This window comes from Streptomyces sp. NPDC006529, from assembly GCF_040611795.1.
Lineage (GTDB): Bacteria > Actinomycetota > Actinomycetes > Streptomycetales > Streptomycetaceae > Streptomyces.
Genome location: NZ_JBEXPB010000038.1, coordinates 48,851 through 64,350 on the forward strand (window position 1 = coordinate 48,851; position 15,500 = coordinate 64,350).

The window sequence follows — 15,500 nt, forward strand, 5'->3', positions numbered from 1 at the left end:
AGCGCACCTTCGGGCGGGTGGTACAAGATCGCCGCGACGGACATGGCCACTCCCAGTGCTGCTCCCCCCACGCTAGCCCCGGCCCGGGTCAACCGACGGTTCCGCGCCCCGTCAGGCTCGACTCAGCCACGTCCATCCACCGCGTGCAGGCGCGCAAACTCGCCGGCCAGCATGCCCATCACGACGAGGTCGTGGTGTCGGCCGCCGGAGAACACGTGATCGCGGAGGCGCCCCTCTTCGACGAAGCCGAGCCGCCGGTGAAGTGCCAGGGATGCCTCGTTGTGGGCGAAGATCCGCGCCCCGCACTTGTGGTAGCGCCGCTCGGCGAACATGAAGCGCAGCAACATCACCACGGCTTCCGCTGCGTACCCCTTGCGCCGGTGGCCGGCGCCCATCGTGACGCCGTACTCGAACCACCCCGCACGCGGTTCGGCGTGGTGCGAGCCGACCGTGCCGACGATCTCCCCGGTTCCGACGGCTTCGACGGCCAGCCGGAAACAGTCGCCGTCGGACGGGGCGACCGCCTGCTCCTTCGCCCAGGCACGAAACCCCTCGGCGGACCGGGGCGGGCGCAGCACGTCCCCCAACCCCTCCTCCTCGACGGCGAAGCGCATGAACGCCTCCCAGTCGCCGGGCTCGATCCCACGCAGCCGCACCCGCTCGCCGGTCCAGAACGATGTCATCCCTCATTCGATCACGCGGCGGCGTGCGGTGCACGGCCCCACCGCATCCGATCTGAGGCGCTCAACGTCGTTATCTACAGGCTGACTTGGTGCTGCGCGGCGGCCGACTGCGTAACACCCGGTCGGCAACAGACCCCTCCGGTCCATGGTTCTACGACATGCCGCCCCCGCTCGGCCGAGGGGTGGCGGATTGCGCGTCGCACAAATGGCTCTGGAATTCGATGACATCACGTTCCGGTACGGCAGGCGAACACCGGTGTTCAGCGGGTTATCGCTGACTGTCGCCGCGCCCGCGACGGTCCTCTTGGGACCGAACGGAGCGGGCAAGTCCACCCTGCTGGGCCTCGCCGCCTCCCAACTGACCCCAACGGCCGGGGCGCTCGGGTTCAACCGGTTGCGCCCTGGCGGGCGCAAACAGGCCGCGTACCGCAAAAGCGTCGCGTGGATACCCCAGCAGATCACGTCCGTCCCGGGCTTGACCGTGCGGGAGCAGGTCGCGTACGCGGGCTGGCTCAAGGGAATGAGCCGGGGCGCGGCCTGGGAGGCATCGGCTACTGCGATTGAGCGGGTCGGCCTCGGGAAGCTGGCGGACACCAAGAGTCACCGGGTCAGCGGCGGACAGCTGCGCCGGACCGGCATCGCGGGCGCCCTGTGCCACCGCAGCGAGCTGATCCTGATGGACGAGCCGACCGCCGGACTGGACCCGCAACAGCGGCAGATGTTCCGCCACCTCGTCGAAGAACTGTCCCCGACGGTCCAGGTGCTCGTCTCGACACACCAGACGGAAGACCTCGCAGCGCTCTACGCCGAGGTGATCGTCCTGGATCAGGGCACGGTGCGTTTCCAAGGAAGCCCCGCCGCCTTCCAGGCGCTCGCCCCGGATGCCACCGGGGACCGGGAGCGGGCGGAGAGCGCCTACACGCGGCTCGTCGGGCAGGAGATCTGAGCGATGCCGACCCGCACACTGCTCCGTTCGTCCTCCGCCACCGTCATGGCCGTCCTCCTTGCCGCGTTCATTGGTCTGCTGTTGAACGACACACTGACCAGCTTCGTGACCCGCGGGTACGGTCCCTCGGCGCTCGGGAAAGCCTCCACGGTGCTGCCGTTCGCCGCTGCCGTGTGCGCCGGCAGCGCCGCGTGGGAAGCGGCTCGGCTCAGGCGCGGACGGATCCTGGACCAGGCCCCCGTCCGTGGCCCGGTCGCGATCGCCCTTCCCGTCCTCGTTCCCGTGTGGATGATGGGCGTCGTCGGCCTCGGTATCGCTCTGGCCATCTCCGCCACGGCCGCCGGCGCCGTGCCCCCGTTCTCACACCTGGGCATGGCGGCCGCCCTGGGACTGCTCCTCGCCGCCACCACCCTGGCCGGTTACGTACTGGGCTCACTCCTGCCCGGCATCGCCGCCGCCCCGATCGCCCTCCTCGCGGGCTTCTCGTTCACCGCGTTTCCGGCCTCCTGGGCAGCGGCCTGGCCGCGCCAACTCGTCGCGGGCGGCTTCGGCAGCTGCTGCTCCATCGGCAGCGTCATCGACCCGACGGCCATCTGGGCCGCGGTCCTGTTCGCCGGCGGCGTGTGCGCTGCCGCCCTGACCCTCATGCACCGCCGGTCGGCCCGTCACGCAGCACTCGCACTCGTCCTTCTTACCGCGGGTGCCGGGGGCGCTGTCGCCCTGGCCAAGCCGCTCGGCTACGTACCCGTCAGCGCCCGCGACGCCTCCGACCTGGTCTGCGACGCCGAGGCCCGCCCGCACATCTGCCTGTGGCCGGAAGTCGCCGACGATGCCGCGATCATCCAGCAGACCCGCACGTACGCCACGCGCCTCACCGAGGCCGGTCTGCCGGTACCCGCCACCCTGACCCAGAACCGCACAGCCGCACCCGCCGCCGACACCGCCGTCTTCGGCATCAACGAGAACCCCACCCCCGAGGATGTCGCCGCCAACCTGGCCGGTACCGCTCTCCCGCCACTCCCGGCCTGTGCGAGGGCCACCGGCACGTTCGCCGCCTACCCGGCACGCGCCCCGCTGATGGCCTGGGTCATCGCCATCGCCACCCACACTCCGCCGAACCCCGGGCGCACGAACCCCCGGGAAACGGCCCTCGTCCGCAGCGTCCTCGACCAGCCCCGCCAGACGCAGCTGGCCTGGTACGAAGTGAACCGCCAAGCCCTGAGCACCTGCGACCAGCCCCCGCGCCTGGACATCCCCGGGGCTGCCCGGTGATCTGGTGGCTCCGCTCCCGCTCCGTCACCGTCCTCACCGCCTGCACCCTGCTGACAGCCCTCGCCGGTCTCGTCATCGGCAACATCGAACTTCCGGTCCCCGTACTGACGGGCCAAGCGGGCCACTTCGTTCTGGCACAGCTGGTCACGGTATTGCCCGCCGTCATGTGGCTCAGCGGTACAGGCCGCGCCGGATCACCGGTGGAGGCCACCGCGGTGCGGCCCGTTCACCGCTGGGACACCGCCCTCGCCGCAGCCCTGACCGCAGTGGTCCTCGCGATCTCCGCAGCCGCGCACCTCGCGGGCAACTCCGCCGGCTCCGGCATCGCCGCCTCGGTCGGCCGCAACACCGCCGTCTACTTCGGCATCGCGCTCATCCTCAACCCCCTCGTGGGCCACCGCGTCGCCGCGCCTCTGACGGCTGCCTTCCCATTGCTCTGCGCGGCCGCCGGCCGGCGCACCACAGGCGGCGCCGAACCGTGGGCACTGGTCCTCCACGAACCCCACTCCGTCCCGGCCCTCGCCGCCACCGGCGCCGCCCTGGCCCTCGGCTGCAGCCTCAGCGCACTCCGCCCACCCGGAACGGTCCTCCCGCCACGCCTGACCCCCTGGCGGTAGCAATCCCTCGTCCGTGCTATGCGCAACAGTTCGCGGTGGCCCGCGTGCGTCGAGGGCGCTGTTGGTCAGGCCGGATGCGCTTCCTCCCACGCGTGGAGGACGCCCGCGGGAAGTCGGCCGCGGAGGGGGACCTCGTATTCGTTGGCCTTGGCCCAGGCCCGGATGGTGTCCGTGTCCACGGGGTCCCTGACCGGGGTCTGCGGGAGTGCGTACGGGCGGGCGGCTGATGGGGTGAAGGCGGGCGGGGTGTCGAGGAGGTCCTCGGGGAATTGGGGGACGGTGGTTTTCCCGCTCAGGACGGCGGCGAGGAAGGCGGTGAGGTTGCCGTCGTAGGTGAACCAGCGTCTTGCGCGGGCCTCCTTGACGGCGATGCGCCACTGGTCGGGCGCGGCCTGCGGTCCGGTGATCCAGAAGAGGTACTCGCCGTTGTCGGTGACTCCGATGGCGCACAGGAACCGCGGCTCGTAGGGCACATGGTGCGTGCCGCCGTCGTGGTCCTGCTGGAGTTGCGCGCGGACCGTGGCGGGCACGGGTCCGGTGAGGCTGACCCACTCGGTGACCCCGTGCGGGTGGAAGACGCTGAGGTAGTCGGCGTAGCGGCCGGGGCCGTAGGTGGAGGCGAGCGTCTTGTAGTCCGGGGGGAGCCGCATGTCCAGTGCCGCTTCGACGGCGGCCCAGTCGACGGGGCGTGGCGCGGTGGCGGGCGGGGGGCAGATGCGGGTGAGTGCGGTCAGGTCGGAGTCGGTCACTGGAGTCCTCTGCCGAGACGGCGGGCCGGGGCTGCGATGTCAGAGATCGATTGTCGGTGCCCCCCGTTTGGAACGGCTTTCCGCGGCCAGGAGACCCATGGTTCCGACCGGAGTGGCGGACCGACATCCCGCCGCCCCCATTCCTTCCGGCCCACGACAGAACAGACGAGCCCCCATGCCTTCCCGTTCCGCCGGCACCGGTGTGCAGCAGCCGCTCCGCAAGGTGCTCACCACGCGCCTGCTGTACTTCTTCATCCTCGGAGACGTCCTCGGCGCGGGCGTGTACGTACTGATCGGCGAGGTCGCCGCGAAGTCCGGGGGCGCCGTGTGGGTCCCCCTCACGGTGGCCCTCCTCCTGGCGCTCCTGACGGCCGCTTCGTACGCGGAGCTCGCCACGAAGTACCCGCGGGCCGGCGGAGCCTCGTACTACGCCACCCGGGCCTATGGCCCCGCCGTGGGGTTCTTCGCCGGGTACTGCATGCTGGCGGCCGGCATCGTCTCCGTCGCGGCGCTCGCCCGCGGATTTGCCGGGGAGTACCTGACCGCCCTCGTCTCGCTGCCCGTGGTCCTCGTCACCGTCGTCTTCCTCGCCCTCCTGGCGCTTCTGAACGCGCGCGGCATCCGCGAGTCCACCCGGGTGAACACCTTGGCCACCCTGGTCGAGACGGGTGGGCTGCTCCTCGTGGTGGGACTCGGCGCATGGGTCGTCGTACGGGGCGACGGCGATGTCGGCAGGCTGACGCAGCTCGGGACGGACTCCGCATCACCCGTGGCTGCGGTGATGGCGGGAGCGGTGCTCGCCTACTACTCGTTCGTGGGGTTCGAGACATCGGTGAACGTGGCCGAGGAGACCCTAGACCCGGCCCGTTCCTACCCGCGGGCCCTGTTCGGGGCGCTCGCCACCGCGGGCTTGATGTACGCCGCCGTCGGCGCGGCGGCTTCCGCGGCCGTGCCGACGGGCACCCTGGCGGCTTCCGACGGGCCCCTGCTGGAAGTCGTCCGTGCCGCCGGGGCCGTGCCGCCGAAGCTGTTCGCCTTCATCGCGCTGGTCGCGGTGGCCAACGGAGCACTGCTCACCGGAATCATGAGTTCCCGCCTGGCGTACGGGATGGCCGGGGAAGGCCTCCTCCCGGCCTTCCTCACGCGCGTGCACCCGGTCCGGCGTACTCCGTGGACAGCGATCGCCGCGACCACGGCCGTGTCCGCGCTGCTCGCGGCCACCGGGGAGATCGACGTCCTCGCGGGCACCCTCGTCCTGCTCCTCCTCGCCGTCTTCCTCACCGTGAACACCGCCGTCCTCGTCCTGCGACGCGAGAGCTCCGCCGCCTCCCCCCACTTCCGGGCCCCCACGGCCGTGCCCGTACTCGGAGCGCTGTCGTGCCTCGCCCTGGCGACGCAGATCGAGTCGAGGGTCTGGGTGCGGGGCCTGGTCCTGATGGGTGTCGGAGCGGCCCTCGGCGTTCTGGTCCTGTGGCAGCGCCGCCGCCGGGTCCCGGCGGCGGACGGAGTACCCCTCCCGGACGGCCACTGACCTGCTGCCGCGGCCGTCGGAGCGCTGTCGCCCCGCGCGTGCGGGAGCGTGACTCCGGCGCTTCTGCCACGCTCGCACTGTGGGCTCGTGGCAGTGGGTCGCGGGGCGCACCGCAGGTGGAATGCAAGGGAGAAGACCTGTGCAGACGTTCCTTCCGCTTCCGTCGTTCGACGCCTCGGCGGCCGTGCTGGACGGACGAAGGCTCGGCAAGCAGCGGGTCGAGGCCGTGCAGGTGCTGCGCGGTCTGGTCGTCCCGGGTTACGGATGGCGCAGGCACCCGGCGGTGCGGATGTGGGCGGGTTACGAGGAGGCACTCGTCCGGTACGGGCTGCAGATCTGCGGGGCCTGGACCGCCGAGGGACGCGCCGACACCTGCGCCGTCACCCTGGTCGAGGACTTCGGAGCCTGGCGGCCGGGGGGCGCCCCCCGCACACAGGAGCAGTTGGCCGCCGACGGGGACCTGCCGCCGTGGCTGGGCGCGCCGGACTTCCACCGGAGCCATCAGTCCGCGCTGGTGCGCAAGGATCCGGCCTTCTACCGGGAGCGCTTCCCGGGCGTGCCGGACGACCTGCCCTACGTATGGCCCCGGTCCGACCGGGATGCGGACGCCCTGCCCTGAACGGTCAGGCCGACCCCGGGTCAGGGCAGCGGTGTGCCGCCGGTGGCGTTGACGATCTCCCCGGTGATGTAGCTCGCCCGGGGCGATGCCAGGAACACGTAGGCCGGCGCCATCTCGGCGGGCTGGGCGGGGCGGCCCAGGGGTGACTGCGCGCCGAACTTCGTCGCGTCGGGCATCGTGGCGGGGATCAGCGGTGTCCACACGGGCCCGGGTGCGACCGCGTTGACGCGGATGCCGCGCTCGGCGAGCATCTGGGCCAGTCCGTGGGTGAAGGAGATGATCGCCGACTTCGTCATCGCGTAGTCGAGGAGGTGCGGGCTCGGCTGGTAGCCCTGCACGGAGGTGGTGTTGACGATCGAGCCGCCACGCGGCATGTGTTCCAGGGCCTTGCGGGTCAGCCAGAACATCCCGTACAGGTTGGTCTTCATCACCCGGTCGAACTGCTCCGTGGTGATCGCCTCGATGCCGTCCGGCTGGGACATCTGGTAGGCGGCGTTGTTGACGAGCAGGTCGATGCGCCCGAGTTCCTGCACGGCCCGGTCGATCAGGGCCGCGCACTGCTCCTCGTCGCGGATGTCGCATGCGACCGGTACGGCCTTGCGGCCCGCCGCGCGGATCAGGCGCGCCGTCTCGGCCGCCTCCTGCGCCTCTTCGGGGAGGTGGGTGAAGACGACGTCCGCGCCTTCGCGGGCGAACGCCAGGCAGACGGCCCTGCCGATGCCGGAATCGCCGCCGGTGACGACCGCCGCCCGGTCGAGCAGTACGTCGTGACCCTCGTAGGAATCCTCGCCGTGATCGGGTTGCGGATCCATCCGCTCCGTGGAGCCGGGGTGGTCCTGCTCCTGCTCGGGAAAGGGAGGACGCGGGTGCAGTGTCACCGGGTCGGGGAGGCGGGGCTCTTCCTGAGGCATGGGATCTCCGTCGGGCCCCGGGGAGGGGCGGGTCGAGGGTGTCACGTCATGGTGGATCACCTCGCTTCTGCACATGTCTCGCGCTCGCAAACGTGCGCAGCGCGTCGCGACCCCCGGAGGAGCGACCCCGCTGGCCCCGGCCCCCCCCAAGAGCGACCGCTTAAGCGACGCTCGCGTGGGCAGGCGCCTCGCATGTCGACCGCCCGTTCGGGCCGGCCGGACCCTCGTCGGCCGAAGGGCACAGGAGTGTAGGAATGACGTGCATGACCAGGTGCTCCACGACGAGCGACGCCCTACGGGGGCGGCAGCCCCGAGGTGCCGTGAAGGCGGGAGGTGCCCCGTGTGCGGGTTGAGCGGGGAGGTGCGTTTCGACGGCCGGCGACCGGACCTCGCCGCGGTCGAACGCATGACCGACGCCTTGGAGTCGCGGGGACCGGACGGCCGAGGGACGTGGTCGCAGGGCGCGGTGGCGCTCGGGCACCGGCGATTGAAGATCATCGATCTTTCCGAGTGGGGCTCCCAGCCCATGACCGACGCGCAGCTGGGGCTCACCGCGGTCTTCAACGGGTGCATCTACAACCATCGTGAGCTGCGGGAGCGCCTGGAAGGGCTCGGCCACCGCTTCTTCTCCCGCTCCGACACCGAGGTGATCGTCAAGGCGTACGCCGAGTGGGGCCCCGAGTGCGTCGAGTCCCTCATCGGCATGTTCGCCTTCGCCGTCGTCGAGCACCACACCGGCCGGGTCGTGCTCGGGCGTGACCGGCTGGGCATCAAGCCCCTGTACGTCACCCAGGACGCCGACCGGTTGCGCTTCGCCTCCACCCTGCCCGCCCTGCTGGCGGGCGGAGGCGTCGACACGTCCCTCGACCCGGTGGCGCTGCACCACTACCTGAGCTGGCACGGCACGGTCCCGGCGCCCCGCACCGTCCTGAACGGTGTGCGCAAGCTCCCGCCGGCCACCGTCCGCGTCGTCGAGCGGGACGGTACCCAGAGCGACCACTGCTACTGGCAGCCGTCGTACACCCGGCACTCGGAGCTCGGCGAGGACCCGGCGCTCTGGCAGGAAGCGGTGCACGACGCGCTGCGCACGGCGGTGCGGCGGCGCACGGTCGCGGACGTCCCCGTGGGCGTGCTCCTGTCGGGCGGCCTGGACTCCAGCCTGATCGTGGCGCTGCTCGCCGAGGCGGGGCAGGAGGGCGTCGCGACCTTCGCGATGGGCTTCGAGGCGGAGAACGGGGAGGACGGCGACGAGTTCCGCTATTCGGACCTGATCGCGCGACGGTTCTCCACCGACCACCACCAGCTCATGATCCCGTCCGACCGGCTGCCGTCCGCGCTGGAAGCGGCCATCGGGGCCATGAGCGAGCCGATGGTCAGCCACGACGCCGTGGCGTTCCACATGCTGTCGGAACAGGTCTCCAAGGAGGTCAAGGTCGTGCTCTGCGGCCAGGGCGCGGACGAGGTGTTCGCCGGCTACCACTGGTACCCGCAGATCGCCCCGGCCTCCCGGCCGGATGCCGAGAGGGCGTACGCGGACGCGTACTTCGACCGGACGCACGCCGAACTCACCGCCATGCTCCGTCCCGGCTTCACCGCCGACCACGACGCCTCGGCGGAGTTCGTCCGGACGCACATGGCCGCACCGGGGGCCACGACCGCCCTCGACGCGACCCTGCGCATGGACGTCCACGCGCTCATGCCCGACGACCCCGTCAAACGGGTCGACAACATGACGATGGCCTGGGGCCTGGAGGCGAGGGTGCCCTTCCTGGACCACGAACTCGTCGAACTGGCCGCGGCCTGCCCTCCGCAGCTCAAACTCGCGCAGGGCGGCAAGGCCGTGCTCAAGGACATCGGACGCACCATCCTGCCCCGTGAAGTCGTCGACCGGCCGAAGGGCTACTTCCCGGTCCCCGCGGTCCGGCACATGGCCGAACCAGTGCTCGCTCGCGTACGCCACGCCCTCACCGCCCCGGAAGCACGCCGTCGCGGCATCTTCGACCAGCGCCTGGTCCACGAGCTGCTCGAAGCACCGAACCGCCGTCGCACCAAACGCGGGGCGAACACCCTGTGGCAGGTGGCGTCCCTGGAAATCTGGCTGCAGACGCACGGAATCACGTGAGCGGCCGGCCCGAAGCCGGAGGGTTCCCGGCGCGAGAGCCGCTGCCCGGACCGGCGCCGGCTCCGGCGCCGGTCCGGCTGCCCGGCCATCCCGGCGTCGACCCACCGACCCTCCTGACGGCCCACGGATGCTGGTACCCGTCGGCCGACCCGACGGGCGAGCACGTGGCGTTCATCTGCGACCGGGCCGGGGTCCCCCAACTGTGGAGCGGGCCCGCCCGGGGGACGGAGGTGCACGTGCTGGACGGCGATCCCGACCCGGTGACAGAGGTCTCCTGGTCGCCGGACGGCCGCTGGATCGCCTACACCTCGGCGCCGGGGGGCGGGGAGCACACCCGGGTCCTGGTGGTGCGCCCGGACGGGACCGGACGTCAGGTCATCGCGGGCGCGGAGCCCGGGAGTTCGGCCCACCTCGGGTGCTGGACGCGGGACGGAACCGCCCTCGCCGTCACGGTCGCCCAGCCCTCCCCGGTGCGCTCGGAGCACGCCGGGCCGGGGCACCTGCCGCCGGAAGCGGAGGGTACGCCGACGACCGGCGCGAGGACTCTGGGCGCGCAGGCGTCCGAGGGCGACGGCCTCGCCCTCGGCCCGGCCCCCGGCCCCGCCCTCGGCCCGGCCCAGGGCGGCGGGCTGGCGGCGTACGTGGTCGACCCGGACGCGGCGAGCGCACCGGTCCTGCTGTTCAGCGAGGAGGGAGCCGCCTCCCTGCGGGTGTGCGACATGAGTGCGGACGGCCGCTTCGCGCTCGTCCGCCGGGGCCCGCGCGGCCGGCGGGAGGCCCTCGTGCTCGACACCGCTGCGGGCCGCACCACCTTCGCGCTGCACGTCGCCGACGGCGATCCCTGGATCGGCCGGTTCTCCGCCGACGCGCGGACGCTCTGGCTGCGCAGCGACGCGGAACGGGAGTTCGCGGCCCTGCTGAGGGTGCGTCTGGACGAGGAGGGCAGGTCCTTGGGCCTGTCCGTCGCCGCCGAGCGGAAGGGTTGCGCCCTCGATCTGCTGAGCGTGCCCGACCACGGCCGATGGGCCGTGCTCGCCTGGAACCTGCACGGCGCCACCGAGCTGGAGGCCGTCGGGCTCACCGTCAACGGTACGGACGGCGACGTCGGACCGCGCCACCATCCCGTCCTGCCCCACGAGGTGGTGACCCGGATCGCGCCCGTGGAACGCGGCGGGCTGTTCGCCGCCCTCTCGGGATCCCGGCGCAAACCCGGCATCTGGGAGCTGGACGAGGCGCTCGTCCCCGCGCGCACCGGCTGGTCGGCGCGGGACGAGGACGCGGTCCCGCCGGGGCGGCCTCCCGTACGCCCGGTGCCCCTGCGCTGCGAGGCCCGGGACGGGCTCGTGCTCGGCGGCTGGTACTACCGGGCGCCGGAGCAGGACCCGGGCCGGCCGGCCCCCTGCGTCATCCATCTCCACGGCGGACCGGAGGAACAGGAACGGCCGGTGTTCGATCCGCTCTACCACGAACTCCTCGGCCGGGGCCTGGACGTGTTCGCCCCCGACGTCCGCGGTTCGTCCGGCTGGGGCCGGTCCTTCGTGGACGCCGACCTCGGCGCCGGCCGGTTCGCGGCGATCGACGACGTCGCCGACTGCGCCGCACACGTGGTCTCGCTCGGGTACGCCGACCCCCTGAGGCTCGGGGTGATGGGCCGCTCGTACGGCGGCTACCTCACCATGGCCTCCCTCGTATGGCACCCGGACCTCTTCCGGGCCGGGGTCGCCGTCTGCGGGATGTCGGACTTCGCCACGTTCTTCGCCGGTACGGAGCCGTGGATCGCGCAGTCCGCGGCCGCCAAGTACGGGCATCCCGAAGACGACCGGGAACTCCTGCGCGCCCTTTCCCCGATGAGCCGCATCGACCAGCTGCGCGCCCCCGTGCTGGCCGTCCACGGGGAGCACGACACGAACGTGCCGCCGACGGAGTCGGAGCAGTTCGTCCGCGCGGCCCGCGACCGCGGCGTGCCGGCCCGGCGGCTGACGCTGCGCAACGAGGGCCACGAATTCCTGCGGGCGGACAACCGGCGCCGCTACCGGCGCGCCGCCGCGGACTGGCTGGAGCGGTACCTCCGTCCGGCGCCGTGACGGCCCCCGCCCCGGTGCGCCCGATGCGGCATCGCCGATGTTCCGAATCATCTTTGGCCCGGCGCGTGCCGATGTAGAGTGAGGACCGCCCTTGACCTGCAGAAAGCAGGCAGGGAGCCGTCTTCGAGGGACCCGCCTGGCGGAGTCGGGCCGACGGAGCCACGCGGTCACCGGGCACCGGTCACCGGTCACCTGAGTCCGTGATCGACATCTTTGGCGGGAAGTCGTTGTGGACTCCAGGGTTTTGGCGAAAACGGGACGAGCCGTCGCAACGTCACGTTGCGCCCGAGAGGGGCCGTGTCCCCCGTCGAGCTGCTGGTTCGCATGGGATGTGATCGAAATCGCTTTGGTGGCAACCGAATTCGATGCCATGCTGCTGCCGACAGCGCGCGTCACCCGTCGCACCCTCGAAATCGCCCGCGAACACGGCTGCGTCCGGGTGTGGTTCGGCGCCGCCGCCCCGCTGGCCGCCATGGCACCCGCCCTGCGCCGGGGCGGCATCCGGCGCAGGGCGGCCACCACCCACGGCCACGAGATCTGGTGGGCCCGCCTTCCCGGGAGCCCGCCGACTGATGCGCCGCATCGGTGACCACGTGGACGTGGTCACCTACCTCGGCGAGTACACCCGCCGGCGCATCGCCCCGGCCCTGGGGTCGCGGGCCGAGCTCGTACGTCTGGTGCCAGGCGTCGACGCCGCTGCCTTCCGGCCCGCCTCGGACGAGGCGCGGCTGCGTAAGATGACCCCTGAGGAGCCGGACGCGAGCCTTTCACCCGGCTGGAGCGTCCCGGGTCGCGTCCTCGCGGCCGCTGCCCGGGGCGCCGCACGTACGGACGAGTACGTGATCGGCCAGGGCCGCCCTTACGGTCGCGTGAGAGTCACGGGCAAGTACTCGGGCCCGTTGACCACGATCGAGTCCAGCAGTTTCGGTGCACCATCGAGTTCGATCCGGACCTTTTGGTTGAGCAGTTCGGCGTAGAGCAGCCGAAGCTCGACGCGGGCGAGCATGCTGCCCAGGCAGAAGTGCTCACCGAAACCCAGAGCCAGGTGCCGATTCGGTTTCCGGCTGATGTCGAAGGTGTCGGGGTTCTCGAAGACGGTTTCATCGCGGTTGGCCGACGGGAGCCAGAAGACCACCCGATCACCGACCGCGATGTTCTTCCCGTGGATCTCGACGGGCTTCGTGGCGGTACGCATGATGTGCGTGGCCGTCGACGTCCACCGCAGGATCTCCTCCACCGCCGACGGCAACAGGTCGGGGTTTTCCGACAGCGTCTGCCACTGCTCGGGGTGCTGGATGAGGGTCAGCATGCCGCCGGCGGCCGCGATTCGGGTGTTCTCCGTGCCGCCGACCAGCAGGTTGTCGCAGTTGAGGATGACATCCTCGGCAGTGAGGGGCTCACCTTCCACACGGGCTGTCGCGAGCACACTCACCAGATCATCGGCGGGGTTCGCCGCCTTCTCCGCCTGGAGCGTCTCGAAGTACCCGAGGATCTCCAGATGGGCGAACCTGCGGGTGTGCGGATCGCCGGCCGCAAAGGCTTGGCTCGTCAGTCGGTACAGGTACTCCCAATCCGACTCCGGGACGCCCATCATCTTGCAGATGACGTAAAGCGGAACCCGTGCGGCGATATCCGCCACGAAGTCGCAACTACCGCGTTCCAGCGCCTGCTGGACCACGCGTCCAGTGATGTCCGTCATCTCCGACTCAAGAGCGCGGACCGAGCGGACCGTGAACCATTCGTCGACCAGCCCGCGCAATTGACGGTGCCGGGGCGCGTCGGTCAGCGCCAGAGTACGCCCACCGCCGGGGTCGGCACCGTGCGCCGCGGGGCGCAGCAGAATGCCCTGAGCTGAGCTGAAAGTCTCTGCGTCACGGTATGCGGCGCGTACGTCCTCATATCGGGTCAGGCACCAGAATCCAGGGTTTCCGTCGTCCATCGGCGGGTGCCAGTAAACCGGCTCATTTGCGCGGAGCCAGCGCCACTGAGCGAATGGGTCACCGGTCGAGTAGAGTGCGGGATCCACCAGGTTGATAGGCTCGGCCGACGCATCACGCACAAGAATTCCTTACAGTTTCAGTTGAATTCAGGGATGAGCTTTCACAGTGCCAGTCGTGCGAGTGAGCGTCAAGATTTCGCGCATTGCCTTGCCGACGGGCGAGTAGGCGGGGCGCGGCCTGCTGTCAAGGGGCTCTGCGGCTCTCGACGCCATCCTGACCGCCCTGTTCAACTGTGGCTGGCGCAGCAGTTAAACGCTCGCGCGCCCGTGTCTGCGCGCCACTCGCGCGAAGCGTTGATCGACCTGTACACCTGCGCTCATAGTGGATCGCTCAGGAAGATTCGGCTGTCGCAATGCAGGCGGTGCGGAAGGGCCTCGTCGCACATCAAGTTCATTTGCTCTTGCTAATTTTGTGTTTCAGGGTGCCGGTGCTGCCGGCACCCTGGCCTAGTTTTTGCTGTCGCTGGTTTTCGTGTGTGGAGTGCTGGGCGGTTATGTGGCGTCCCTTGGTGTGGTGGCCCGTGCTGTGCCAGTCGATGTTTTCGGACGATTGGGGTGTGCGGGATGTCTGCTGCTGAGGGCGTTTTCGGGGACATGCTGGCTGGGCAGGTCGGGATTTGGTATGCGCAGGAGCTGGCGCCGGAAAATCCTGTTTATAACGTGGCTGAGCTCGTTGAGATCCGCGGTGAGCTGGATGCGGATCTTTTGGTGGAGGCCATTCGCCGGATGGTGATGGAGGCGGACACGTTTCATCTCCGTTTTCGTGGGGTGGAGGGTGTGCCTGGGGCGTACGTGGACGTCTCGGGTGAGTTGCCGGTGTTTTTTGTTGATGTGAGTGGGGAGGTGGATCCGCGGGGGGCCGCTGAGGAGTGGATGCGGTCGGAGCTGCGTCGTCCGTTGGTCGTGGCTGATCGTCTGTTGTTCGCGTTTGCTGTGTTGAAGCTGGGCGAGGATTCGTTCTTCTGGTATTCGCGTAGTCACCATCTGGTGGCAGACGGTTACAGTGGGTCGCTGGTGGCGGGCCGGGCGGCGGAGATCTACAACGCGTTGCTGGAGGGGCGCTCTGGTGCGGAGGGTGCGCTGGAGTCGGTTTCGGTGCTGCGTGATGCGGATCGGGCGTATCGGAGTTCGGCGGATCTTGAGGGGGACCGGGAGTACTGGTCGGGGACGCTGGCTGGTGTTGAGGTTCGGCCGGCGGCTGGTGGACGTGGGCTGCCGGGCTGGGCGGTGCGTCATGTGGTTGAGGTGGATGCGGATCGTGCGGCGCGGCTGCGGGGTGGTGCGCGGCGGTTGCGGACGAGTCTTGCCGGGTTGGTGATTGCGGCGTCGGCGGTCTACGAGCACCGGGTTTCGGGTGTGTCGGATGTGGTGCTGGGGCTGCCGGTGCTGGCACGTTCGGGTCAGCGGGAGCTGGCTGTCCCGGGGATGACGGCGAATGTGCTGCCGTTGCGGCTGCAGGTTGAGGGGGGTCTGTCGGTTGGCGAGTTGGTACGGCGGACTTCTGGTGCGGTGCGGGGTGGGTTGCGGCATCAGCGGTACCGCTTTGAGGAGATGTTGCGGGATCTGAGGCTGGTTGACGGCGGGGCGTTGTGGGGGCTGGAGGTCAACGTCGTTTCGTTCCAGCAGTCGGTTGCGCTGGGTGATTGTGTGACGGTGCCGCGGAATCTTTCGACGGGACCCGTCGGTGGGCTGCGGGTGAGCGTGTACGACGGTGCAGATGACGGCGGCATCCGTGTGGTGGTCGACGGCAACGGTGACGTGTATGACGCGGCGTCGGTTGAGGTTGTGGCGCAGCGGTTCTTGAGGGTTTTGGAGTGGCTGGCCAGTGCCGGTGTTGAGGAGCTTGTCGGTGGGGTGAGTCTGCTCGATGACGTGGAGCGTCATCGGGTGATTGAGCTGTGGAATGACACGGCTGTTGATGTGGCTCCGTTGACGTTGCCGGAGTTGTTTGAGTCTCGGGTGGCGGA

The 15,500-nt window shown here is 70.5% G+C and carries 12 protein-coding genes and 1 pseudogene; 9 read left to right on the forward strand and 4 right to left on the reverse strand.

Annotation, left to right across the window (positions count from 1 at the left end):
• Positions 1–122: 122 nt before the first annotated feature.
• A complete protein-coding gene (locus ABZY31_RS23710; RefSeq protein ID WP_356413432.1) occupies positions 123–683 on the reverse strand; it encodes a GNAT family protein in 561 nt (186 codons plus the stop codon).
• Positions 684–888: 205 nt separating this feature from the next.
• On the opposite strand from ABZY31_RS23710, the gene ABZY31_RS23715 reads away from it, so the two are divergent.
• Genes ABZY31_RS23715 through ABZY31_RS23725 form a run of 3 tightly spaced genes read left to right on the forward strand, consistent with a single transcriptional unit; the run spans position 889 to position 3,518 of the window.
• Entirely contained in the window at positions 889–1,629 is a 741-nt protein-coding gene (locus ABZY31_RS23715) for an ATP-binding cassette domain-containing protein (RefSeq protein WP_356413434.1), read from the forward strand.
• Between the two features lie 3 nt (positions 1,630–1,632).
• Entirely contained in the window at positions 1,633–2,901 is a 1,269-nt protein-coding gene (locus ABZY31_RS23720; RefSeq protein ID WP_356413436.1) for a hypothetical protein, read from the forward strand.
• Entirely contained in the window at positions 2,898–3,518 is a 621-nt protein-coding gene (locus ABZY31_RS23725; protein ID WP_356413438.1) for a hypothetical protein, read from the forward strand. Before ABZY31_RS23720 ends, ABZY31_RS23725 begins: the two co-directional genes overlap by 4 nt.
• A gap of 65 nt (positions 3,519–3,583) precedes the next feature.
• Here ABZY31_RS23725 and ABZY31_RS23730 read toward each other — a convergent pair whose 3' ends face one another.
• A complete protein-coding gene (locus ABZY31_RS23730; RefSeq protein ID WP_356413440.1) occupies positions 3,584–4,267 on the reverse strand; it encodes a hypothetical protein in 684 nt (227 codons plus the stop codon).
• A gap of 175 nt (positions 4,268–4,442) precedes the next feature.
• Between ABZY31_RS23730 and ABZY31_RS23735 the strand changes: the two genes are divergently transcribed.
• On the forward strand, positions 4,443–5,798 hold the full coding sequence (locus ABZY31_RS23735) for an APC family permease (protein ID WP_356413442.1): 1,356 nt from the start codon (positions 4,443–4,445) through the stop codon (positions 5,796–5,798).
• Between the two features lie 139 nt (positions 5,799–5,937).
• Positions 5,938–6,417, forward strand: a complete 480-nt coding sequence (locus tag ABZY31_RS23740) for an MSMEG_6728 family protein (protein ID WP_356413444.1) — start codon at positions 5,938–5,940, stop codon at positions 6,415–6,417.
• Positions 6,418–6,437: 20 nt separating this feature from the next.
• Here ABZY31_RS23740 and ABZY31_RS23745 read toward each other — a convergent pair whose 3' ends face one another.
• Positions 6,438–7,328, reverse strand: a complete 891-nt coding sequence (locus ABZY31_RS23745) for an SDR family oxidoreductase (RefSeq protein WP_356413446.1) — start codon at positions 7,326–7,328, stop codon at positions 6,438–6,440.
• Positions 7,329–7,668: 340 nt separating this feature from the next.
• Between ABZY31_RS23745 and ABZY31_RS23750 the strand changes: the two genes are divergently transcribed.
• The 3 genes and pseudogenes from ABZY31_RS23750 to ABZY31_RS23760 form a co-directional block, all read left to right on the forward strand.
• Positions 7,669–9,450: an N-acetylglutaminylglutamine amidotransferase gene (locus ABZY31_RS23750; protein ID WP_356413448.1), complete on the forward strand. Its 1,782-nt coding sequence runs from the start codon at positions 7,669–7,671 to the stop codon at positions 9,448–9,450.
• 77 nt (positions 9,451–9,527) lie between these two features.
• Positions 9,528–11,534 carry a prolyl oligopeptidase family serine peptidase gene (locus ABZY31_RS23755; RefSeq protein ID WP_356413462.1) on the forward strand — a complete coding sequence of 669 codons (2,007 nt, stop codon included), beginning with the start codon at positions 9,528–9,530 and terminating at the stop codon, positions 11,532–11,534.
• A gap of 370 nt (positions 11,535–11,904) precedes the next feature.
• Positions 11,905–12,247: pseudogene (locus ABZY31_RS23760) on the forward strand (alpha-(1-2)-phosphatidylinositol mannosyltransferase); the annotation flags it as partial.
• 146 nt (positions 12,248–12,393) lie between these two features.
• Here the strand turns inward: ABZY31_RS23760 and ABZY31_RS23765 are convergent.
• On the reverse strand, positions 12,394–13,593 hold the full coding sequence (locus ABZY31_RS23765) for a cytochrome P450 (protein ID WP_356413450.1): 1,200 nt from the start codon (positions 13,591–13,593) through the stop codon (positions 12,394–12,396).
• Positions 13,594–14,097: 504 nt separating this feature from the next.
• Between ABZY31_RS23765 and ABZY31_RS23770 the strand changes: the two genes are divergently transcribed.
• Positions 14,098–15,500, forward strand: a 1,403-nt coding sequence (locus ABZY31_RS23770) for a condensation domain-containing protein (protein ID WP_356413452.1), incomplete at its 3' end; no start/stop codon positions are given.